The 21,763-nt window shown below is 61.2% G+C and carries 17 protein-coding genes; 6 read left to right on the forward strand and 11 right to left on the reverse strand.

Features of this window, described 5'->3' with window-relative positions:
• Window positions 1-10: 10 nt before the first annotated feature.
• Window positions 11-1,972 carry a glucokinase gene (locus ACIROW_RS09485; protein WP_402274536.1) on the reverse strand — a complete coding sequence of 654 codons (1,962 nt, stop codon included), beginning with the start codon at window positions 1,970-1,972 and terminating at the stop codon, window positions 11-13.
• 122 nt (window positions 1,973-2,094) lie between these two features.
• Window positions 2,095-3,570 (reverse strand): glucose-6-phosphate dehydrogenase, encoded by a 1,476-nt coding sequence (zwf, locus tag ACIROW_RS09490; protein ID WP_402274539.1) that lies wholly within the window; start codon window positions 3,568-3,570, stop codon window positions 2,095-2,097.
• A 253-nt stretch (window positions 3,571-3,823) separates the two neighbouring features.
• On the opposite strand from zwf, the gene ACIROW_RS09495 reads away from it, so the two are divergent.
• The 6 genes from ACIROW_RS09495 (at window position 3,824) to ACIROW_RS09520 (ending at window position 9,868) form a co-directional block, all read left to right on the forward strand.
• A complete protein-coding gene (locus ACIROW_RS09495; protein WP_402274541.1) occupies window positions 3,824-5,077 on the forward strand; it encodes an ABC transporter substrate-binding protein in 1,254 nt (417 codons plus the stop codon).
• Between the two features lie 175 nt (window positions 5,078-5,252).
• Complete coding sequence (locus ACIROW_RS09500; RefSeq protein ID WP_402274543.1) at window positions 5,253-6,215, forward strand: carbohydrate ABC transporter permease; 963 nt, start codon at window positions 5,253-5,255, stop codon at window positions 6,213-6,215.
• Window positions 6,205-7,104, forward strand: a complete 900-nt coding sequence (locus ACIROW_RS09505; protein WP_402274546.1) for a carbohydrate ABC transporter permease — start codon at window positions 6,205-6,207, stop codon at window positions 7,102-7,104. Before ACIROW_RS09500 ends, ACIROW_RS09505 begins: the two co-directional genes overlap by 11 nt.
• A 36-nt stretch (window positions 7,105-7,140) precedes the next feature.
• Window positions 7,141-8,283, forward strand: coding sequence for an ABC transporter ATP-binding protein (locus ACIROW_RS09510; protein WP_402274549.1), 1,143 nt, complete (start codon window positions 7,141-7,143; stop codon window positions 8,281-8,283).
• A gap of 159 nt (window positions 8,284-8,442) precedes the next feature.
• Window positions 8,443-9,012, forward strand: a complete 570-nt coding sequence (locus tag ACIROW_RS09515) for a hypothetical protein (protein WP_402274551.1) — start codon at window positions 8,443-8,445, stop codon at window positions 9,010-9,012.
• A gap of 163 nt (window positions 9,013-9,175) precedes the next feature.
• A complete protein-coding gene (locus ACIROW_RS09520; RefSeq protein ID WP_402274553.1) occupies window positions 9,176-9,868 on the forward strand; it encodes a hypothetical protein in 693 nt (230 codons plus the stop codon).
• A gap of 203 nt (window positions 9,869-10,071) precedes the next feature.
• Here ACIROW_RS09520 and ACIROW_RS09525 read toward each other — a convergent pair whose 3' ends face one another.
• The 9 genes from ACIROW_RS09525 to ACIROW_RS09565 form a co-directional block, all read right to left on the reverse strand.
• Entirely contained in the window at window positions 10,072-13,287 is a 3,216-nt protein-coding gene (locus tag ACIROW_RS09525) for a CusA/CzcA family heavy metal efflux RND transporter (protein ID WP_402274555.1), read from the reverse strand.
• A 53-nt stretch (window positions 13,288-13,340) separates the two neighbouring features.
• Window positions 13,341-14,621: an efflux RND transporter periplasmic adaptor subunit gene (locus ACIROW_RS09530; RefSeq protein ID WP_402274558.1), complete on the reverse strand. Its 1,281-nt coding sequence runs from the start codon at window positions 14,619-14,621 to the stop codon at window positions 13,341-13,343.
• A gap of 12 nt (window positions 14,622-14,633) precedes the next feature.
• Entirely contained in the window at window positions 14,634-15,866 is a 1,233-nt protein-coding gene (locus ACIROW_RS09535) for a TolC family protein (protein WP_402274560.1), read from the reverse strand.
• Window positions 15,867-15,943: 77 nt separating this feature from the next.
• Window positions 15,944-16,312: a cation efflux protein, CzcI family gene (czcI, locus tag ACIROW_RS09540; RefSeq protein WP_402274563.1), complete on the reverse strand. Its 369-nt coding sequence runs from the start codon at window positions 16,310-16,312 to the stop codon at window positions 15,944-15,946.
• A 40-nt stretch (window positions 16,313-16,352) separates the two neighbouring features.
• Window positions 16,353-17,513 carry an MFS transporter gene (locus ACIROW_RS09545; RefSeq protein WP_402274565.1) on the reverse strand — a complete coding sequence of 387 codons (1,161 nt, stop codon included), beginning with the start codon at window positions 17,511-17,513 and terminating at the stop codon, window positions 16,353-16,355.
• Between the two features lie 272 nt (window positions 17,514-17,785).
• A complete protein-coding gene (dgoD, locus tag ACIROW_RS09550; RefSeq protein ID WP_016836730.1) occupies window positions 17,786-18,934 on the reverse strand; it encodes a galactonate dehydratase in 1,149 nt (382 codons plus the stop codon).
• Between the two features lie 104 nt (window positions 18,935-19,038).
• Window positions 19,039-19,692 carry a 2-dehydro-3-deoxy-6-phosphogalactonate aldolase gene (locus ACIROW_RS09555; RefSeq protein WP_402274568.1) on the reverse strand — a complete coding sequence of 218 codons (654 nt, stop codon included), beginning with the start codon at window positions 19,690-19,692 and terminating at the stop codon, window positions 19,039-19,041.
• Between the two features lie 4 nt (window positions 19,693-19,696).
• Complete coding sequence (locus ACIROW_RS09560) at window positions 19,697-20,716, reverse strand: 2-dehydro-3-deoxygalactonokinase (RefSeq protein ID WP_402274570.1); 1,020 nt, start codon at window positions 20,714-20,716, stop codon at window positions 19,697-19,699.
• A 68-nt stretch (window positions 20,717-20,784) separates the two neighbouring features.
• Complete coding sequence (locus ACIROW_RS09565; RefSeq protein ID WP_402274572.1) at window positions 20,785-21,714, reverse strand: aldose 1-epimerase; 930 nt, start codon at window positions 21,712-21,714, stop codon at window positions 20,785-20,787.
• Window positions 21,715-21,763: the final 49 nt, after the last annotated feature.

The following is a 21,763-nucleotide window of genomic DNA, read 5'->3' on the forward strand; positions in this document are numbered from 1 at the left end:
TTGCCCGGTGCTATTTGGTGTGCGAGATCAGATTGGGCTTGTTGCCTTCGTCACCATGCTTTTCCACCGGATGATCGTCGGCTGCCGAGACCTTGTCGCCGAGGACGTCGTGCGTCGAGGCGATGTGGGCCAGGATGCCGCGCTTGGCCTGGCGCTGTAGCTCCGCGAACGGGCTCGAGCGGTTCAGCGACACGCCCACTGCCAGCACGTCCACCAGCAACAGCAGCAGGATGCGCGACACCATCGGGATGTGCATCATGCTGCCTTCGTCGTGCTCGACCGCCAGCGTGAAGTCGGCGCGCTTGGCCAGCTGCGAATTGCTCGGCGCCAGCGCGATGATGGTGGCGCCGGAGTTCACCGCGACCTCGACCGTGGTCGCCAGGTGACGCAGGCGGCCCGAGTTGGAGATGATGACCGCGACGTCGGTATTCTTCAGCAGCGAGGCCGAGACTTCCTGCAGTTGCGGATCGGTGTAGGCGGTCGACGGAATGCCGAGGCGGAAGAATTTCTGTTGCGCGTCTTCCGCCACCAGGCCGCAGCTGCCGAAGCCGTAGAACTCCACGCGCGTGGCATGGCTCAGCACTTCGATGACCTTGCTCAGCGTGTCCGCGTTGAGGCTGTCGCGCACTTCCATCATCGCCGCGATGGTGTTGTCCACCACCTTGACGCCAACGTCCAGCGAGGAGTCGCCGACGTGGACCTGGCTGTGTGCGACAGGCACGGTGCCGGTGACGCCCGAGGCGAGTTTCAGTTTGAAATCGGCCAGACCCTGGCAGCCCATGGTGCGGCAGAAGCGGATCACGGTCGGCTGGCTGACGTTGGCGCGGCGCGCGATTTCCGAGATCGGTTCGCTCATGACCGCGCGCGGGTGCGCCAGGATCAGGCCGGCGACGCGTTCTTCGGCCGGCGAGAATTGCGAGCGCGCCTTGCGGATTCGTTCCAGGAAAGGCACGGCATTGCCGCCGCCCAGGCGTTCGGCCAGGATCGCGGCGACGCCGACGAAAGCCGGGTAGGGCGCGGTGATGACGAAGGTCGGGATCTTTTGCATGTAGGCGTCAAAACGCCCCTTGCTTTCAAAGCGCGCGCGGAAGGCTGAGCGTGCAAAGTAGTCGCCCAGATGCGGCACCACGCCGCCGCCGATGTAGATGCCGCCCAGCGTGCCGAGCGTCACCGCGACGTTGGACGCCAGCGTGCCGAGCATGCCGCAGAAGACGTCCACCACTTCCAGGCACAGCGGGTCTTTCTGATTCAGCGCGCGGTCGACGATCTGCGGCGCCGCCAATTCTTCCGGGTTCTTGATCTTGTTGATCTCGCACAGCGCCTTGTAAATCATTTCCAGGCCGGGGCCGGAGATCAGGCGTTCGGCCGAGACGTGTTTATAAGTGCGCCAGCAATATTGCAGGATAGCCGCTTCCTTTTCGTCGGCCGGCGAGAACGACACGTGGCCGCCTTCGCTGCCCAGCGCGATCCAGCGACCTTCGCTCGGGATCAAGCCGCCCACGCCGAGACCGGTGCCGGCGCCGACCAGGCCGATCACGCCGCCTTCCAGTCCCTGGCCGCCGCCGATCTGTATGCAATGCGACTGCTCCAGATGCGGCAATGCCATCGACAGCGCGGTGAAATCGTTGACCACCAGCAGCGTATCGAGACCGAGCAGCTTGCGCGTCTCTTCAATCGAAAACGCCCAGTGATGATTGGTCATCTTGATCTGGTCGCCTTGCACCGGATTGGCGATCGCGATCGCCGCATGGTGAATGGCCGGATGTTCGTTGGTTTCCAGGTAAGCCTTGGCCGCCTGCGAAAACTCCGCATAGTCGGCGCAACGCAAGGTCTGGATCGTATCTATCTGTCCGGGAGCACGTTCCAGCGCGAAGCGCGCATTGGTGCCGCCGATGTCTGCCAACAAACGCGGACCATCCATGAAGGTGTTCGACGCGTTGTAGCTGCCATGTATGAGCGATGCTGAAGACATGTAGTGAAACTTTCCGAAAAAAAACTGTTATGCGTATCGGTGAGGCTGTGCGCGGGCTTGCTCTGCGGTGCTTTTATTTTAAGTGGGCGTATATTAGCTCGCTTTGCGCAAATCCGTGGCCATCACCGGTCTTCTGGCCAGTGCGCGCCGGCGCGCGACATCATCGCCGACGAAGCACTGGGTCCCCAACTTCCAGCAAGATAAGATTTCGGCAGCGCAGCAGTGCTCTGCCAATGGTTCAACAACGGTTCCACCCAGCGCCATGCCGCTTCCTGCTCATCGCGCCGCACGAACAGCGCGAGGTTGCCGCGAATTACATCGAGCAGCAGCCGCTCGTAAGCATCTGCTCGCTTTTGCTTGAAAGCCTGGTCGAAGGCCAGGTCCAGCGCCACCGGCTGTATCGTCATGCTGTCGCCGGGTTGCTTGGCGAAGCAGTGCAACTGTATCGATTCTTCCGGCTGCAGCCGGATCACCAGCCGGTTACTGCTCTCCACGCCTTGCGGCATCGGCAGGATCGCGTGCGGGATCGGCTTGAAGGTGATCACGATCTCCGCAGTGCGCTCCGCCAGGCGCTTGCCCGTGCGCAGGAAAAACGGCACGCCGGCCCAGCGCCAGTTATTGATCTCGGCATGCAACGCGATGAAGCTCTCGGTCTTCGACTGCGGCGCAATGCCGGCTTCCTGGTGATAGCCGCCGACGGCCTGGCCGCGCACCGCACCGGCGGCATATTGGCCGCGCACAGCGCGGGTTTCCAGGTCGTCGCGGCTGAACGGTTTAAGGGCGCGCAGCACGCGTACTTTTTCATCCCGTATAGCATTGGCATCAAGCGAAGTCGGAGGTTCCATCGCCACCATGCACAACAGCTGCAGCAAATGGTTTTGCACCATGTCGCGCAAGGCGCCGGTGCCGTCGTAGAACTCGCCGCGGCCTTCCACGCCGAGCTGTTCGGCGATGGTCAGCTGCACGTGCTCGATCGACTCGCGCCGCCACAGCGGTTCAAACAGGCTGTTGGCAAAACGTAAAGCCAGCAAGTTCTGTACCGACTCCTTGCCCAGATAGTGGTCAATGCGATAGATCTGGTCTTCGGCGAACACCCGCGCCACGGCGTCATTGATCGCGCGCGAGGACTCGAGATCGTGGCCGAGGGGCTTCTCCAGCACCACGCGGGCGTTGTCCAGCGCAATGCTGCTGGCGGCCAGGTGGTTGCAGATCGGTTCGAACAGCTTCGGCGACGTCGCCAGGTAATAGACAGTGACGGCCTGGCCGTTCAGTTGTTCGCCGAGCAACGCGTAGTCGGCGGCGCTGGTCGCGTCCAGCGCGACATAAGTAATGCGGCGCAGAAAACTTTGCCATTTGTCGGCGTTCTGATTGGCAATGCCTTCGCTGACATACAGGCCGGATTGGGTGTGAACCCAGTCAAGATACGACTCCTGATTCAACTCCTGCTTGGCGACGCAGATGATGCGGCCATCTTGATGTAATTTGCCGTCAAGATGCGCGGAGAACAGCGCGGGAAGGATTTTCCGCATCGCCAGGTCGCCTGTCGCTCCAAACAGGACGAAATTGAACAAGCACGCTTCTTCTTGAATGACTTGCATGAGATTTCTATGTAATTAAACAAAACTTATATTGCAATGTTACTGTAGCATTACTACAATTACAAGCGAGCGACGGGAGTTCGTCCTAATAATTAAGTTTATTGAGGCAATTTTTGTAGTTTTAGTAAAGTGAAGTAGAAAAGAGTGCTCTTGAAAGCACCCGCCGTACCAACAGCAAGTTCTCTTCCCCGGGGAACCAAGACCTTGCCGCGGTGCAAGCCGACGGCAATTTTTAAAACACAGGAGATAAAAAATGATGTTGAAGCACGCCATTAAAAAAAGTCTGATCGCCACCACCCTGATCGCAGCTTCCACCGTAGCGTATGCCGCGGAAGTGGAAGTGCTGCATTACTGGACTTCCGGCGGTGAAGCAAAATCGGTTGCCGAACTCAAAAAAATCATGGAAGCCAAGGGCGTGACCTGGAAAGACTTCGCGGTCGCCGGCGGCGCAGGTGAAAACGCGACGACAGCGCTGAAGGCGCGCGTCATCGCCGGCAGCCCTCCGACAGCCGCCCAGATCAAAGGCCCTGCAATTCAAGAATGGGGTCAGGAAGGCGTACTGGCCAACATCGACGCCGCAGCAACTGCCGGCAAGTGGGATTCCCTGCTGCCGAAGTCGGTCTCCAGCGTGATGAAGTATCAAGGCCACTATGTCGCCGCACCGGTCAACGTGCACCGTGTGAACTGGCTGTGGATCAACCCTGAAGTGCTGAAGAAAGCCGGCGCCAAGACTCCAACGACCTGGGATGAATTCTTCGACGCTGCAGAAAAGATCAAGAAGGCCGGCTTCGTCGCCGTTGCCCATGGCGGTCAGCCATGGCAGGACGCCACCGTCTTTGAAACCGTCGCCCTGGGCGTCGGCGGCGCCGACTTCTATCAGAAGGCGCTGGTGAAACTGGACCAGACAGCCCTGACCAGCGCCAACATGGTCAAGACTTTCGACACACTGGGCAAGATCAAGACCTACATCGACAAGGATTCCGCAGGCCGTGACTGGAACCTGGCAACCGCCATGGTCATCAACGGCAAGGCCGGCATGCAATTCATGGGCGACTGGGCCAAGGGCGAGTTCACCACCGCCGGCAAGCAACCAGGCAAGGACTATCTGTGCGTAGCAGCACCTGGCACTGACAAGTCCTATACCTTCAACATCGACTCGATCGCCATGTTCAAGGTCAAGAATCCTGATTCGCAAAAGGCCCAGCTGACTTTGGCAACCGCCATCATGAGCCCAGAGTTCCAGGAAGTCTTCAACCTGAACAAGGGTTCGATCCCGGTCCGTCCTGATATCCCACGCGGCAAGTTCGACAGCTGCGCCACCAAGTCGATGGACGACTTCGCGACATCGAGCAAGGCCAACACCCTGGAGCCAAGCATGGCCCACGGCATGGCCGTCAGCTCGGCAGCGCAAGGCGCGATGTTCGACGTGATTGCCAAGTTCATGAACTCCAACATGACTTCACAAGCCGCCGTGCAAGCGCTGGCCAAAGCAGCTAAAACTCAGTAAGCAATAAGAAGTAACCAGAAGCAGTGTAATAAGGCCTGTTCCGCAGCACGCTCCGGCGTGTTTGCGGACAGGGTATTTACGGGGCGGGCGCAGCGGTCGGGCGCCCATCATCGTGAAAGGCCGGCAGGATTGTTCGACCGGTTTCGCGATAGTTCCCCGGGTTCAGGAGACATGCATGTCCAATTCAACAGTTTCCCTGTCGTCGACCAGTTCGAACGCTGCCGGCAAGCCCGCGCGTAGAAACGGCCGCAGTGGAAAATTCGCCGCGCTGGCCGACAACTGGCTGCCGCGCCTGGTCTTATCACCGACCATCGTTTTGTCGCTGGTGTTTGTCTACGGCTTCATCGCACTCACCGGCTATCTGTCGCTGACCAATTCGCGCCTGATGCCCAATTACGAATTCGCCGGCTTCGATCAATACACCCGACTGTTCGCGCTCGACCGCTGGTGGACCGCCGCCAGCAACCTCGGCATCTTCGGCGGCCTGTTCATCCTGCTGTGCCTGGCCATCGGCCTGTTCATGGCGATCCTGCTGGACCAGAAGATCCGTGCCGAAGGCGCATTGCGCGCCGTCTACCTGTATCCGATGGCGCTGTCCTTCATCGTCACCGGCGCCGCCTGGAAATGGATTCTCAATCCCGGCCTCGGCCTGGAAAAAATGATGCATGACTGGGGCTTCGCCAACTTCACCTTCGACTGGCTGGTCAACTCCGACATGGCGATCTACACCGTCGTCATCGCCGGCGTGTGGCAGTCGTCCGGGTTTGTGATGGCGCTGTTCCTGGCCGGCCTGCGCGGCATCGACGACGCCATCATCAAGGCCGCAATGGTCGACGGCGCCAGCTTGCCGACCATCTACCGCCGCATCGTCATCCCGGCGTTGCGCCCGGTGTTCTTCAGCGTGCTGCTGGTGCTCGGCCACATCGCCATCAAGAGCTTCGACCTGGTCATGGCATTGACCGCAGGCGGACCCGGCACCTCGTCGGACTTGCCGGCGATCTTCATGTATCAGTTCTCCTTTACGCGCGGACAGCTCGGCCTCGGCGCCGCGTCCGCCGTGATGATGTTGGCGACCGTGCTGGCCGTGCTGGTGCCTTTGATGTATCTGGAAACGAAAGGAACCCGCAATGGCCGTTGATACCTTCGCTCCCAAAGGGGGCCCGAACCAGGAGCGCAAGCCGCTCACCATCGGCCGCGTGCTGATCTACATCCTGCTGGTGCTGGTGGCGCTGTACTACCTCGCGCCGCTGTACGTGATGATCACCACCTCGCTCAAGTCGCTTGACGAAATCCGCACCAGCAACCTGCTGGCGCCGCCGATGGCGCCGACGGTTGCAGCCTGGGGCAAAGCCTGGGATACAGCTTGCACCGGCGTCGACTGCGGCGGCCTCGCGCCGTTCTTCTGGAACTCGATCAAGATGACGATTCCGGCCGTGCTGATCTCGACCTTGATCGGCTCGCTCAACGGCTACGTGCTGGCGCACTGGCGCTTCCGTGGATCGGAGGCGTTGTTCGCCGCACTGATGGTCGGCTGCTTCATTCCGTTCCAGGTGGTGATCCTGCCGATGGCGCGCCTGCTGGGCATGTTCGACTTGGCCAATACGACGCCGGGCCTGATCTTCGTCCACATCGTCTACGGCATTGCGTTCACTACGCTGTTCTTCCGCAACTACTACGTGACCGTGCCGGAAGAGCTGGTCAAGGCGGCGCGCATCGACGGCGCAGGATTCTTCCTGACCTACCGCAAGATCATCTTCCCGCTGTCGCTGCCGATTTTCATGGTGTGCTTCATCTGGCAGTTCACGCAGATCTGGAACGACTTCCTGTTCGGCGTGGTGTTCGGCGGCTCGGATGCAAAGCCGGTCACCGTGGCGCTCAACAACCTGGTCAACACCTCGACCGGCGTGACCGAGTACAACGTCAACATGGCGGCGGCGATCATCGCTGCGCTGCCGACGCTGCTGGTGTATATCCTCGCTGGTAAATACTTTGTCCGCGGCCTGACAGCAGGCGCCGTCAAGGGTTAAGCAGTTCAAGACAAGAATTCATGGAGAAGTAAGAGAATGGCAAGCTTATCAATTCGCAACGTACGCAAGGTCTACCCGAACGGTAACGAAGTCCTCAAGGGCATCGACCTCGAAATCGAAGACGGCCAGTTCCTGATCCTGGTCGGCGGCTCCGGCTGCGGCAAGTCGACGCTGCTCAACATGATCGCCGGACTGGAAAGCGTGTCCGAAGGCGAGATCATGATCGGCGACCGCGTCGTCAACAACGTCGCTCCGAAAGAGCGCGACATCGCCATGGTGTTCCAGTCGTATGCGCTGTATCCGACCATGACCGTGCGCGAAAACATTTCCTTCGGCCTCGGCATCCGCAAGATCCCCAAGGCCGAACAAAAGGAAATCGTCGAGCGCGTCGCCAACATTCTGCAGATCACCCATCTGCTGGACCGCAAGCCGGCACTGCTGTCCGGCGGCCAGCGCCAACGTGTCGCAATGGGCCGCGCGATTGCGCGCGATCCGTCGCTGTTCCTGTTCGACGAGCCACTGTCGAACCTCGACGCCAAGCTGCGCGTCGAAATGCGCGCCGAAATCAAGCGCATGCACCAGCGCCTCGGCAGCACCATCGTCTACGTCACGCACGACCAGATCGAAGCGATGACCCTGGGCGACCGCATCGCCGTCATGAAGGACGGCGTGGTCCAGCAGTTCGGCAGCCCGCAAGAGATCTACGACTCGCCGAGCAACCTCTTCGTGGCCGGCTTCATCGGCTCGCCGTCGATGAACTTCCTGCGCGGCAAACTGACCACCGACGGCTCGGCACCAGCATTCGAACTAGACCACGGCGGTCGCAAGACCTTGCTGACCTTGCCATTGAACGGCCATACCGATGCAGTAGCAAAATGGGTAGGCCGCGACATCGTCCTCGGCATCCGTCCGGAACACGTCACCGACGCCATGAGCGCCCGCAACGGCGATCCGCTCAGCACCACCGGCAGCTACCGTCCGACCGAAGTCGACTGCGTTATCGAACTGACCGAGCCGACCGGCCCGGACACATTGGTAGTGGCGCGTTTCAACGATGCACCGGTGACTTGCCGTACCCATCCGCGCGCAGGTGCTTTGCCGAATGAGCCGTTGAAATTGGCGTTTGATCTGACCAAGGCATTGTTGTTTGATCCGGCTTCGGAGCAGCGGATTGCTTGAAGCATCAAGTAGATGGATAAATGATAAAACCCCGCAGCTCCGCCACTGTGGGGTTTTTTTATTGCTGATCCACATAGAAGGGGCTAACTGTAGTCATCTGCTCCTCACGAGTTTTTTTTGCTAAGCTATTGATACAAAAAAATATTTCTGGGAGGAATGATGAGCGCTAAAGATTTTGCACGAGAGCTAAAGGAAATCATTGAAGGAATCAAAGCCAAGGGCAATGACACAATTCAATGCGATGCCCTGATTACATATTTGGCAAACATCGAAAGTACCATCGCCTCCGAAGCAACTCCACTACAGCTTGAGCAATTCAAGGCTCAGTTGCAAGGGCAGTTAGAAGTCACGAAACGAATGTACGACGGGCAGCTGGAAATGTTCCGGTCAGTGATTGCATCGGGGCCGGCCGCCATCAAGACAGGATTTTTACTAAATGGTGGTGCTGCCATTGCGATGTTGGCCTTTATCGGACATCTTGCGCAACACGTGCCAGCAAAGGTCTATTTGTTTTCGCTGGTCCTAGCTCCATTCGCTTTTGGCGTGCTGTCAGGGGCAATGCTTTCGGGACTTACCTATTTGTCTCAATGGCTGTATGCGTCTCCCCGACCCAAGGCGAAAAAGTTCGGATTTGGGGTAAATATTCTCTGCATTTTGGTCGGATTTTTTGGCTACGGGCTATTTGCGTGGGGGCTTTGCCGGGCCTACACAGCGTTTTTGACCTTCTGACATCCACGCAATAGCGCTGGGAAAAACGCCTTGGGAATTCGTCAAAAATGCATCGAATGGCATGGCCGCCGACTCCAAAGTGGGACGTTAAACAAGCGACATCGCAACTCTTTTAACTTCATGCGAAACTTGACAAGAATACGCCAGACAGAGAATAGAAAAAATGCCCCTGCCTATCCCATCTAAAAAAAATCTTCTTCTTCGCAAGCTCTTCTTGGCATTCAATGGCCCAAATTGGGTATTTTTACGTGATATTAGACAGAATAAAATAATTGCTTCTATGGGGATTTGGCTGGCAGTAGTTCCTCTTCTATCCAAGCTTCTATATGAGATAGATGACATTCTTTGGTTGAGCGTCGCTGGTCAGCAAATCAAACTTCACATGACGCTTCCATTCAGTTGGCAAACATTGTTCTTCGCTGCTCTTTCATTCTCAATCGGCAATTTACTTGTATCGATGCTCTGTCCCAAGATCGTTGTTGAAAACAAAAATTTCGCTGAGTTCGAAGCCGCTGGGATGACAATGACACAGTTAAGAGAATACGAAGAATCACTGCATGAACTGCCGTTGTATGTGCAAAACCGACTTCTCAATGCGGCAAATTTAGGTAGACGTAGCACTCCATACACAGAGCCCAAGTTAGAATTTTGGCGTATATATTCACTACAGAAAAACACTATGCTGTTTTTTCGATGGTGCTGTACAGTCTTCTACCTCGTCGGCTTTTCACTTTTGACCGATATCCTCTTAAAGCAAATATCTTGGGTATTTAGAACAATGAAATTAGACGAATACATGCATCAATTAGTCTTTTGGCCATTTCTCAAAATGTTTGTTGTAGGCGGCGTACATTAGTAAATATTTATCTTTCATTGAGCGCTCTCGCGGCCGCGTTCCTTTTCGTAGTCACCCCAAAATCTTTCTTGAAGATCCGGATGATGTAAATCTCTTCGAAATAGTTGGAATTAACGAATTAAGACGTCCACAATCGGCCAGAAGAAGGCGAGAAAAATATCGTAAAAACGCCCCACAACGACTTTGTTGCCGGGCGTTTTCATTTAATTTGTTGACGCCCTTCGACGTATTCTGCCACGCAGCCAGTCGCCCAATCGGCTATGCCAAGACGACGATGCGCGAACCGCATCGCCCCCTTCAGCATCACCCCCATGCACCAACCGATACAACAACGGCAACACCAGCAACGTCAACAACGTCGACGACAAAATCCCCCCTATGACCACGGTCGCCAGCGGCCGTTGCACTTCCGCTCCGGTGCCGGTCGCCAGCGCCATCGGCACGAATCCCAGCGACGCTACCAGCGCGGTCATCAACACCGGTCGCAGGCGCGTCATGGCGCCTTCGAAGATGGCGTCGTCGAGGGAGCGGCCTTCTTCGCGCAGGGTACGGATGAAGGCGATCATCACCAGCCCGTTCAACACCGCCACGCCTGACAGTGCGATGAAGCCGACGGCGGCGGAGATCGACAGCGGGATGCCGCGCATCGCCAGCGCCAGCACGCCGCCGGTCAGGGCGAACGGGATGCCGGTGAAGACCAGCAGGCCGTCCTTGACGTTGTTGAACATCGCGAACAGCAGGACGAACACCAGCAGCAGCGCGACCGGCACGACGATTTGCAGGCGCTGTGTTGCCGACTGCAGGTTCTCGAACTGGCCGCCCCAGGCGATCCAGTAGCCGGCCGGGATTTTTACTTGCGCGGCGATGCCGGCGGCTGCGTCGTCGACGAAGGAACCGAGATCGCGTCCGCGCACGTTGGCGCTGACGACGACGCGGCGTTTGCCGTTTTCGCGGCTGACCTGGTTGGGGCCGGGGGCGATGTCGAAGTCGGCCACTTCTCCCAGTGGGATGTAGCTGATCTTGCCGTCAGAATGCGGCAGCGGGATCGGCAGGCGCTTGATGGCGTCGAGGTCGTTGCGCTCGTTTTCCGGAAGCCGCACGATGATGTCGAAGCGACGGTCGCCCTGGAACAAGGCGCCGGCTTCCTTGCCGCCGATGGCCATGGCGACGGTGTCTTGCACGTCGCCTATGTTGAGGCCGTAGCGGGCGGTCTTCTCGCGGTCTATCTTGACGGTCAGCATCGGCAGGCCGGTCGATTGCTCGACCTTGACTTCGGTTGCGCCGGGGACTTTGCCCAATGTGGTTGCGATCTTGGCGGCGGTGTCGTTGAGCACGTCCATGTCGTCGCCGAAGACCTTGACCGCGACGTCGCTGCGTACGCCCGAGATCAGTTCATTGAAACGCAACTGGATCGGCTGCGAGAACTCGTAGCTGTTGCCGGGCAGGGTGGCGACGGTTTCCTGGATGGCGGCGATCAGTTCGTCGCGGGTCTTGCGCGGCTTGGGCCACTGGTCTTGCGGCTTGAGCATGATGTAGCCGTCGGAGATGTTCGGCGGCATCGGGTCGGACGCCACTTCGGCGGTGCCGGTGCGGGCGAACACGCGCTCGATCTCGGGGAAGCTGTCCTTGAGCGTGCGTTCGAGCTGCTGCTGCATCTCCACCGATTGCGTCAGGCTGGTGCCGGGAATGCGCAAGGCCTGGATCGCCAGGTCGCCTTCGTTGAGGCTGGGCACGAACTCGCTGCCGAGCTTTGTCCCGAGCAGCGTGCACAGCACAATCACGGCCACGGCCAGCGACAGCACCACCGGCTTGTTGCGCATTGAGGCTTGCAGCAGCGGCGCATAGGCGCGCTTGGCGGCGCGCATCAGGGCATTTTCCTTTTCGTCGACCTTGTCGCCGATGAACAGGGCAATCGCCGCCGGGATGAAGGTGACTGACAGGATCATCGCGCCCAGCAGGGCTGCGACCACGGTGAAGGCCATCGGCTGGAACATCTTGCCTTCGACGCCGGTCAGCGCAAACATCGGCAGGTAGACAATCATGATGATGAGTTGGCCGAACAGCAGCGGGCGGCGCGCTTCACGCGAGGCGGCGAAAACTTCGTGGAAGCGTTCGCTGCGCGTCAGCGGCCGGCCGTGATGTTGTTGCGCGTGGGCCAGGCGGCGCACGCAGTTTTCCACGATCACGACGGCGCCGTCGATGATGATGCCGAAGTCGAGCGCGCCCAGGCTCAGCAGGTTGGCGCTGACGTGGTTGGACACCATGCCGGTGAAGGTGAACAGCATCGCCAGCGGAATCACCATCGCCGTAATCACCGCCGCGCGGATGTTGCCGAGGAACAGGAACAGCACCGCGATCACCAGCACCGCGCCTTCGATGAGGTTTTTCTTGACGGTGTTGATGGCCTTGTCGACCAGCACCGTGCGGTCGTACACGGCGACGGCCTGCACGCCTTCGGGCAGCGAGCGGTTGATCTCGGCCATCTTCTTGTCGACCGCCTGCGAGACCGTGCGGCTGTTCTGGCCGATCAACATGAAGACGGTGCCGAGCACCACTTCGCGACCGTTCTCGGTGGCGGCGCCGGTGCGCAGTTCGCGGCCGATGCCGACCTCGGCGACGTCGCGGATGCGGATCGCCACGCCTTGCACGTTGCCGAGGATGATGTTGCGGATGTCGTCGAGCAAGGCCACCTGGCCGGGCGCGCGGATCAGGTATTGCTCGCCGCGCTTCTCGATGTAGCCGGCGCCGACATTGGCGTTGTTGCGTTCCAACGCAGCGGCGACGTTTTGCAGCGTCAGGCCGTAGGAGGCCAGTTTGGCCGGCGAGGGCGCGACGTGGTATTCCTTGGCGTAGCCGCCGATGGAATTGATCTCGGTCACGCCGGGCACGTTGCGCAGCTGCGGCTTGATGATCCAGTCCTGGATTTCGCGCAGGTCGGCGGGCGAGTAGGGAACGCCGTCGGCGTTCTTCGCGCCTTCCTTGGCTTCGACGGTCCACAGGTAGATTTCGCCGAGGCCGGTCGAGATCGGTCCCATGGCAGGATCGATGCCGGACGGCAGCTTGTTGCGTGTTTCCTGGATGCGTTCATTGACCAGCTGGCGCGCAAAGTAGATATCCGTGCCGTCCTTGAAGATGACCGTCACCTGCGACAGGCCGTAGCGCGACAGCGAGCGTGTCTGCTCCAGATTGGGCAGGCCGGACATGACGGTCTCGATCGGGAAGCTGATGCGCTGCTCGGTCTCCAGCGGCGAGTAGCCTGGCGCGGAGGTGTTGATCTGCACCTGGACGTTGGTGATGTCGGGGACGGCGTCGATGGGCAGCTTCTGGTAGCTGTAGACGCCATAGGCCGCCATGCCGAAGACGGCCAACATGACCAGCCATCGGTGCTCGATGGCGAAGCGGATGATGCGTTCAAACATGGGTGTGTCCTTCTCGCTCGGAGTGGGAGGTGCGGTCGCTGTTCAGCAGATTCTTAATGCGCATGTTCGGCGCTCCCCTTGCCCAGTTCGGCCTTGATGACGAAGCTGCCTGCGGCGGCATAGACATCGCCCGCGCTGAGGCCCTTGAGGATTTCGACGCGTTTGCCGTCGGTGCGGCCGAGCGTGACTTCCTGTTTGCGGAAGCCGTCGGCAACACGCACGAAGACAACCTGTTTCTGCTCGACCGACTGCACCGCGTCGGCGGCGACGGCGAGCGCGACGTCGGTTTCCTGCGCCAGCACGTCGACATTGACGAACAGGCCGGGACGCCAGGCGTTGCCGGGATTGGGCAGGACCACATGAGCCTTGGCGGTGCGCGTTTGTTCGCCCAGCAAGGCGCCGACGTAGGCGATCTTGCCGCTGGCGCTGGAGGCGAATGCGGTGGCGTTGACGGTGACGCTTTCGCCGACGCGCACGGCGTTCATGTCGCGCGCGGCGACCGTCATCTCGGCCCAGACGCTGGACAGGTCGGAGATGGTGAAGATGCTGGCGTCTTCCTTCACGGCTTCACCGAGCGCGAGATGCTTCTCCACGACGATGCCGTCGAAGGGGGCGCGGATCTCGTAGCGGTTCAGTCCTGAAGCGCCGGCGCCTGCACCGATGGCGGCCAGCTTTTGCTGTGCATTGCGCACGGCGATTTCGGCTTCCTTCAATGCCTGTCCGGCTTGCAGGTAATCCTGTTCGGCGGAGATTTTTTCTTGCCACAAGGTCTTTTCACGGGCATGTGTCGATTGCGCCAGCGTGAGGCGCTGCTGTGCGTTCAGCAATTCGCTGCGTTGCTCGGATACCGTGCTGCTGCTGACGACGGCGAGCACTTGTCCCTTCTTCACGTGCTGGCCGAGATTGGCGCTGACCGATTCGACCACGCCGTTGACCTTGGGCACCACGTGTGCGGTGCGATCCTGGTTGAAGCGGATTTCGCCGGGCAGTTGCAGGCTGGTGCGGATGCGGCCGGGTGCGGCGGTGTCGAGGACGATGCCGGCGGTTTTGAGTTGCTGGTCACTGAAGGCGATCTTGCTGTCTTCGTCGTGGCCCTTTTCATCGTGATCTTTCTCGTCGTGGCCTTTCTCATCGTGGTCTTTGTGCTCGTCATGCTCATCTTTGGCTTCCTTGTGATCGTCCTTGGTGCTTTTCTCTGCGGCATGGTCATGGCCGCTTTCGGCATGGGCGTCGGCCGGTGCCGATTTGCTGGCGCCGCTAAGCAGGATCAGCGCAGCCAGCAGCGCGGTGATGGCCGCGATCGCGGCGATGGTGAGTTTCTGTTTCTTGGTCATGATGGCGTCCGGTTATTGGTTGGGGCCGGCGGAACCGAGCAGGCGCTCCAGTTCGGCCGAGGCAAGATGGGCGTCGGAGATCGCGCGCAGGTATTGCGAGCGCGCCTGGAACAAGGTGCGCTGGGCGTCGAGCACTTCCAGGAAATTGAACTTGCCGAGTTCGAAGCCCTTGCCGGCGGCGGCATAGGCGCTCTGCGCGCCGGGCAGGATGTCGCTGTGCAGGACGGCGACTTCGGCATGGGCGTTGCGCAGTTTTTCATACGCCTGGGCGATGTCGGTGCGCACGCGCGTTTCCGCGGCGGCCAGTTCGTCGCGCGCCTTGTCGGTGCGGCGCAGGGCTTCTTCCAGGTTGCCGCGATTGCTGTCGAGGAAGGGCAGCGGCATCGACACGCCGACCACCCACATGCTGCGGCCGGCTTCTTCATCGCGCTTCCGGCCCAGACTCAGCGTGGCGTCGGGAATGCGCTTGCTGCTTTCGATCTTGCTCAATGCCTGGCGGCGTTCGACTTCGATCCGGGCTAGCCGCAGTTGCGGCGCATCAGCGCTGCGCTCCGCGATGTCGGCGATGGCCGGCAGTGGCGGCAATTGTCCGGCAGCGCCTTCAGCCAGCGTGAAGCGCGGCTGCGCGTTGCCCCACAGGCCGGCGAGGCGGCGGCGCGCGAGATCCAGTTCGCCGTCGGCCTGGCTCAGTTCGAGCCGTGCAGAGGCAGCGGCGACGCGCGCCCGGGTTTCTTCCACCGGCGAGATCTTGCCGGCGGTGACGCGACGGCCGGTGGCGTTGGCGGCGCTGTGGGCCAGGTCGGCGGATTCTTGCGCCAGGCGTCGGCGTTCCTGCGCTGTCAGCACCGTGAAGAACGCCGACGTGGCGGCGATGCGGATGTCATCGCGCCTGATGGCCAGCTCAATGCGGGCGGCTTCGCGTGAACGTTCTGCGGCGCCGATGCGGGCGGCGCGCTTGCCGCCGAGTTCGATGGGCTGGTTGAGTTGGATGGTGGTGGTGCGCGTGCTTTTGCGCGTGTCCTCCATCAGCGTCGACAGCTCGGGGTTGGGGCGGGCGCCGGCCTGCGTAACGGTGGCGTCGACCGCCTCAAGTTCATGCCTTGCGGCGGACAGTTCAGGATTGTTGTCGAGCGCGAGCGCGACGGCGTTGCTCAGCGTCAGGGGCGTTGCCGCCTCCTGCGCATGCGTGTAGACCGGGCAGGCGAGCAGAAGCGCCAGTCCCAGCGGATAGAAACGGGTGTACATCGAATTCTCCGGACAAGAGGGAAGGAATTCGGCGAGCGGTCAGCAGTAAGGAAGAAAGGGGAAGACGACTCGCCGGTTTAGGCGGCGAGTTTCCAGTCGGGCTCTTCGGGGGATTCTCCGATATGGGAGAGATATAGCGTGGGTAGTGAAGGAGTGAAGCTGTTCTTCTCCGGCGCAGGCGGCGTCCATGACGTGTACGAGTTCATCGGCTTGCTGCAGGAGAAATGGCAGAAGCTGCAATCGGCGTCGCTGGCGGTGTTGAGCTTGCTGTCGTCGCTTTGGTCCGCTAGCTGATCCTGCTGCTCTTGCTTGCTGTCGGCGGAGGCGTGATGGCCGACGTGCTGTGCAGCAGGATTGCTTTCATGCTGGCAATACGACGCCACCGCGGCCCAGGAAAACTGGAAGGGCAGCAGCAACAGCAGGAAAATGAGGACGTAGCGTTTCATGGCAGGGCATTATAGCCGCACTTTTTCAAGACCAGTCGAATCACGCCGCAGCGCGTGCTGCACGCCGATCCAGCAAGGCCGACGTCAGCACCGTCAGGAAGCCCAGCACCGACACGCCCGCGCCCAGCAGCGGCAGATCGGTCAACGGCCAGCCGGCCGAAATCGCCAGTCCACCCAGCCACGCGCCGGTGGCGTTGCCGACATTGAACGCGCCCTGGTTGAGCGTCGACGCCAGGTTCGGCGCGTCCTTGGCTTTATCCAGCACGCGGATCTGCGCAGCGGGAACAACGGCAAACGAGAACGCGCCCCAGACGAACATGGTGATCAGCGTCGGCAGCGGATAGTGGCTGCTCCACGAGAACTGCACCAGGATCAGCGCGATGCAGACGAACATCGAGAACAGCACCGGCATCAGTCGCCAGTCCGCGAGGCGGCCGCCGATCAGGCCGCCGACCGTGATGCCGGCGCCGAACAGCAGCAGCACCCAGCTTTCCTGATGCGCGGTGAAACCGGTGACGTCGAGCAGGATGTAGGCGATGTAGGTCAGCACGCTGAACATGCTGACCGACGCCAGCGTGCTGGTCAGCAGCGCGAGCTGGACTTGCGGATGAACGATGGCGCGGAATTCCTTGAAGATGCTGCCGCCCTGCATGGCGATTTTTTTCGGCAGGCAGATCCACAGCATGATGACGGCGGCCAGGCCGATCAGCGTGATGACGCCGAAGGTCGAGCGCCAGCCGGCGGCGTGACCGAGTGCGGTGCCGAAGGGCACGCCGAGGATGTTGGCGACGGTGAGACCGGTGAACATCAGCGCCACGGCCTGTGCACGTTTCTCGCGCGGCACCAGTTCGGCGGCGACCACGGAACCGATGCCGAAGAACGCCGCGTGGCAGAACGCGGTGACCACGCGCGCCACCATCAGGAAGTTGTAGCTCGGCGCAATCGCGCACAGCACGTTGCCGAGGATGAACAGGCACATCAGGCCGACCAGCGCACGCTTGCGCTGCCACTTGGCGGTGACGATCGCCAGCACCGGCGCACCGGCCGCCACGCCCAGGGCGTAGCCGGACACCAGCATGCCTGCCGCCGGCGCAGTGACGCCGAGGTCGCGCGCGACATCAGGCAACAGCCCCATGATCACGAATTCTGTAGTGCCGATGCCGAAGGCGGCAACGGCGAGGGCGAAGAGGGGCCAATGCATGATGAAAATCCTGGTATGGGAACTGCGGGGGAAAGCGCTATTTTACGTGGCTGCGGCCCGCCCTGCTGAGCAGATGTGGGCCGCATGAGTGAAATATATTGAAGAGAATCGTGCGAACTCAAAGAGATCGAAACCTGTTCGCGGTCCGTAGCGAGGAGTCATGAGCCGCCGCCGACCGGAGCGCAAGGACCGGAACGTACTTCAGGTACGTGAGGATCCTGAGCACCGTACGGTGGTGGATCATGGCTCCGCAGTAGGACCACGGACAGGTTTTACCATTCGGCGAAGCTGCCGTCTTTGTGCCGCCAGATTGGGTTGCGCCAGCGATGGCCGACTTCGGCGCGCTGCCTGACGTATTCCTCATTGATCTCGATCCCGAGGCCCGGGCCGTTCGGGATGGTGACGTAACCATCCTTGTAGCTGAACACGTCGGCGTCGGTGACGTAGTCGAGCAGGTCGTTGCTCTCGTTGTAGTGGATGCCCAGGCTTTGTTCCTGGATGAAGGCGTTGTACGACACGGCGTCGACTTGCAGGCAGGCCGCCAGCGCGATCGGTCCGAGCGGGCAGTGCAGCGCCAGTGCGACGTCGTAGGCTTCGGCCATGGTGGCGATCTTGCGCGTCTCGGTGATGCCGCCGGCGTGCGAGACGTCGGGCTGGATGATGTCGACGTAGCCTTCGCTGAGGATGCGCTTGAAGTCCCAGCGCGAATACAGGCGCTCGCCCAACGCGATCGGCGTGCCGGTGAGGTGGGCGATTTCCTTGAGGGCTTCGTAGTTTTCGCTGAGCACCGGTTCTTCGATGAACATCAGCTTGTACTGTTCGAGTTCCTTGACCAGCACCTTGGCCATGGGCTTGTGCACGCGGCCGTGGAAGTCGACGCCGATGCCGACGTTGGGGCCGACGGCCTCGCGCACGGCGGCGACGTTGGCCAGCGTGAGCTCGACCTTGTCATAGGTGTCGATGAATTGCAGTTCTTCGGTGCCGTTCATCTTGACCGCGGTGAAGCCGCGCGCCACCGCATCCTTGGCCGCCTTCGCGGTGTCGGCCGGACGATCGCCGCCGATCCAGGAATACACGCGGATGCTGTCGCGCACCGGGCCGCCGAGCAGCTGGTTGACCGGCAGGCCAAGCGCCTTGCCCTTGATGTCCCACAGCGCCTGGTCGATGCCGGCCAGTGCGCTCATGTGGATGGCGCCGCCGCGATAGAAGCCGCCGCGGTAGAGCACGGTCCAGTGGTCTTCGATGTTGCGCGGGTCTTTGCCGATCAGGTAATCGGCCAGTTCTTCGACGGCGGCGGCGACGCTGTGCGCGCGGCCTTCGACCACGGGTTCGCCCCAGCCGACGATGCCTTCATCGGTTTCGATCTTGAGGAAGCACCAGCGCGGCGGCACGATAAAGGTGGTCAGTTTTGTGATTTTCATCGGAAATGATCCGTTCTGAGAAAAAGCGCCCAGTCTTGCGGCGGGCTGGTTGAGGAGCGGCCGGTCGTCATGGGCATGTTCATGACCCTGCGACCGGCTTCTTTTTAAGTGGTCGGTGTGGAAGCACCATGACGGGTTTGCCAGGCGCTGACGAAGGCCTTGGCGTTTTCGGCGACGGTGGCGGCGGACATGCCCGGCTTGAACAGCGCCGAACCGAGGCCGAAGCCGGATGCGCCGGCTTCGACGAACACCGACACGCTGCTGGGCATGATGCCGCCCACCGGCAGCAAGGCGACCGAGGCCGGGATCACCGCGCGCCAGGCCTTGACGACGTGGGTGCCGAGCTGCTCGGCCGGGAACATCTTGAGCACGTCGGCGCCGGCGGCCAGCGCGGCAAATGCTTCGGTCACGGTGGCGACGCCGGGGGCGCTGCACAGGCCGGCATCCTTGGCGGCGCCGATGACGCGTGCGTCGCTGTGCGGCATGACGATCAGTTCGCCGCCGGCGGCCTTGACCTGGGCGACTTGTTCGGGGCTGAGCACGGTGCCCGCGCCGATCACGCAATCGGCCGGCAGTGTACGGCGCAGCGTGGTGATGCTTTGCAGCGGCTCGGGCGAATTGAGCGGCACCTCGATGACGCGGAAGCCGGCGTCATACAAGGCCTTGCCGATGGCTTCGACTTCGTCGGGACGCACGCCGCGCAGGATGGCGATCAGGCCGCAGTGCTGCAGGGCATGGTGGAAAAGATTCTTTAGCATGGTTCTACTTTCTCGGTGTTCTTGGTGAGGACGAAACCAGGCCCGCATGCAGGGCCAGTTTCCACAAGCCGTGCTCGGTGGCGGCAGCGGCGATTTCCACTTTCGTCAGGTCGTACAGCGCCAGCGCCTGGCGGTAACGCTCGCACAGCGCGTCGTCGCCGATGAGGGCGATACGCTGTTGCCGGACGCCGTCGGTGGTTGCCACCAGCGCGGCGATTTCGTGGCCGATCAGCAGGCCGGACAGGTAATGCGCCTGGGCGCGCGGCGACAGTTCGCCGGTCAGGCCGAGGGTGCGGCTGCCGAAGATGTTGGACAGCATGCCGGCGCGGCCGTCGGGCGACTTCGCCACCAGCGCGCCGCGCACGAAAGCCGCGTCGTCTTCTGCATCTGCTGCGCCGTCGCGTTGCATGGTGCGGCCGAGGATGCTGTGGTTGCTCAGTACGGCGTACATCTCGCCGGTCATGAAGGTGTCGAAATGTTCGATGCGCTTGCCGCGCACGTGCACCCATTTCGAGTGCGTGCCGGGCAGGCCGATCAGGATGTCGTCGACCTGCAGTTGGTCGAGGATGCCGGCGACCTGGGTTTCCTCACCGCGCATCACATTGGGCAGCGCCGAGCGTTGCAGCAGTCCCGGCACGATATGCAGCGGCACGCCGAAGCCGGTGTCGACCACGGTCAAGGTGTTGCCGACGTCGCTGACGGCCAGCGGCACGTCGAGGTAGGGCGCTTCCCGCCAGCCCTGTTTGCTGCCGACCATGCCGGCGGCGATCAGCGGCGTGGCCGGGAAGTCGCGCAGCCAGTCGCCGCAAGCGGCTTGCAGCGCGCGACGGAAACCGGCGAGGGAAGAAGCTGCGGATGTATCGGCGCCGTCTTCCGCCGGCGGCAGGTTCATGATCCCCCACGGCAGCGCACGCTTGTCGGCCACGCGGCCGTCGGCGTCGAACCGGTAGGCGCGCAGCGAGGTGGTGCCCCAGTCGAGCGCGATCAGGCCGGTGGAGGAGGTGGAAGGAGTTGCTTGCGTCATTGTGTGTTCGGTTTTAAAACAAATTCAGAGCAGATTCAAAGCGGATTCAAAACAGATTCAAAACAGATTCAAATCTCGCTCACGATGAAATGCGTGAGTAATTGCATGGACGCGTCCGGCGCCAGGTTGACCAGGCCGTCGCGGCCGGGCATGTGGAAGGCGTCGATCGGATGCGTGATCGGCTCCAGGCAAAAATAGTCGAGGCCGGGCGGGCGGTACATCAGGCTGTAGCCGGTGCAGTTTTCCATTTGCATGCTCAGGCGCAGGCCGCGGTCGGGGTAGTCGATGTGCGAGAGGCCGTCCCAGCCGGTGAAGCAGTTGTCGATCAGCGGACCATCGGCGGGGAACTCCACCGGCGCAAACCGGTTGTAGTCGAAGGTGGCCGGAAAGTCGCGCGTATGCCCGGTCGGAATCGGATCGGCGCCGCACAGCCAGACGCCGTCGGCGCGCGATTGCAGGCGCGTGTCGGCGTTGCGCGGGAAGTAGGGATGCAGGCCGAGGCCGAACGGCAGTTCTTCGGCGCCGCGATTGGTGACTTGCAGATCGATGGTCAGGCCGTCGTCGTTCAGCGTCAGCGTCTGCGTCGCGCTGTAGGTATACGGATCGCCGTCGTATTGCGCCGAGTCCAGCGCCAGCACGATGCGGTTGTCGGTTTGACCGGCGACCCGCCAGCTTTGCAGCCAGCCGTCGCCGTGGATAGGATAGTTTTCGCCGGCGCGGTTTTGCAGCACCGGGTAGTGCGCGCCCTTGTGCATGAAGCCGCCTTCGGTGATGCGGTTCGACCATGGCACCAGCGGAAAGCAGGCGGTCGTGTACAGATCGTCAACGCCGGACCAGGGACGAAACAGCGGCGTCCAGGCGCCGCGCCATTCCAGATCCCAGGCCGCGATGCTGGCGCCGAGTCCGGGCAGCACGCTCAGGCGTTGACGTCCGGACTGAAGGGTCACGGTCTCAATGGCGGGAGCGTCGTTGCGCTGCGCTGCTGGGGATGTGGTCATGGCGTCTCGGTTGCGGTCTCGATTATCTGGGCGGATGCTGTGCGGTCTG

The sequence above is a fragment of the Herbaspirillum sp. NPDC101397 genome (assembly GCF_044767325.1).
Classification (GTDB): Bacteria; Pseudomonadota; Gammaproteobacteria; order Burkholderiales; family Burkholderiaceae_D; genus Herbaspirillum.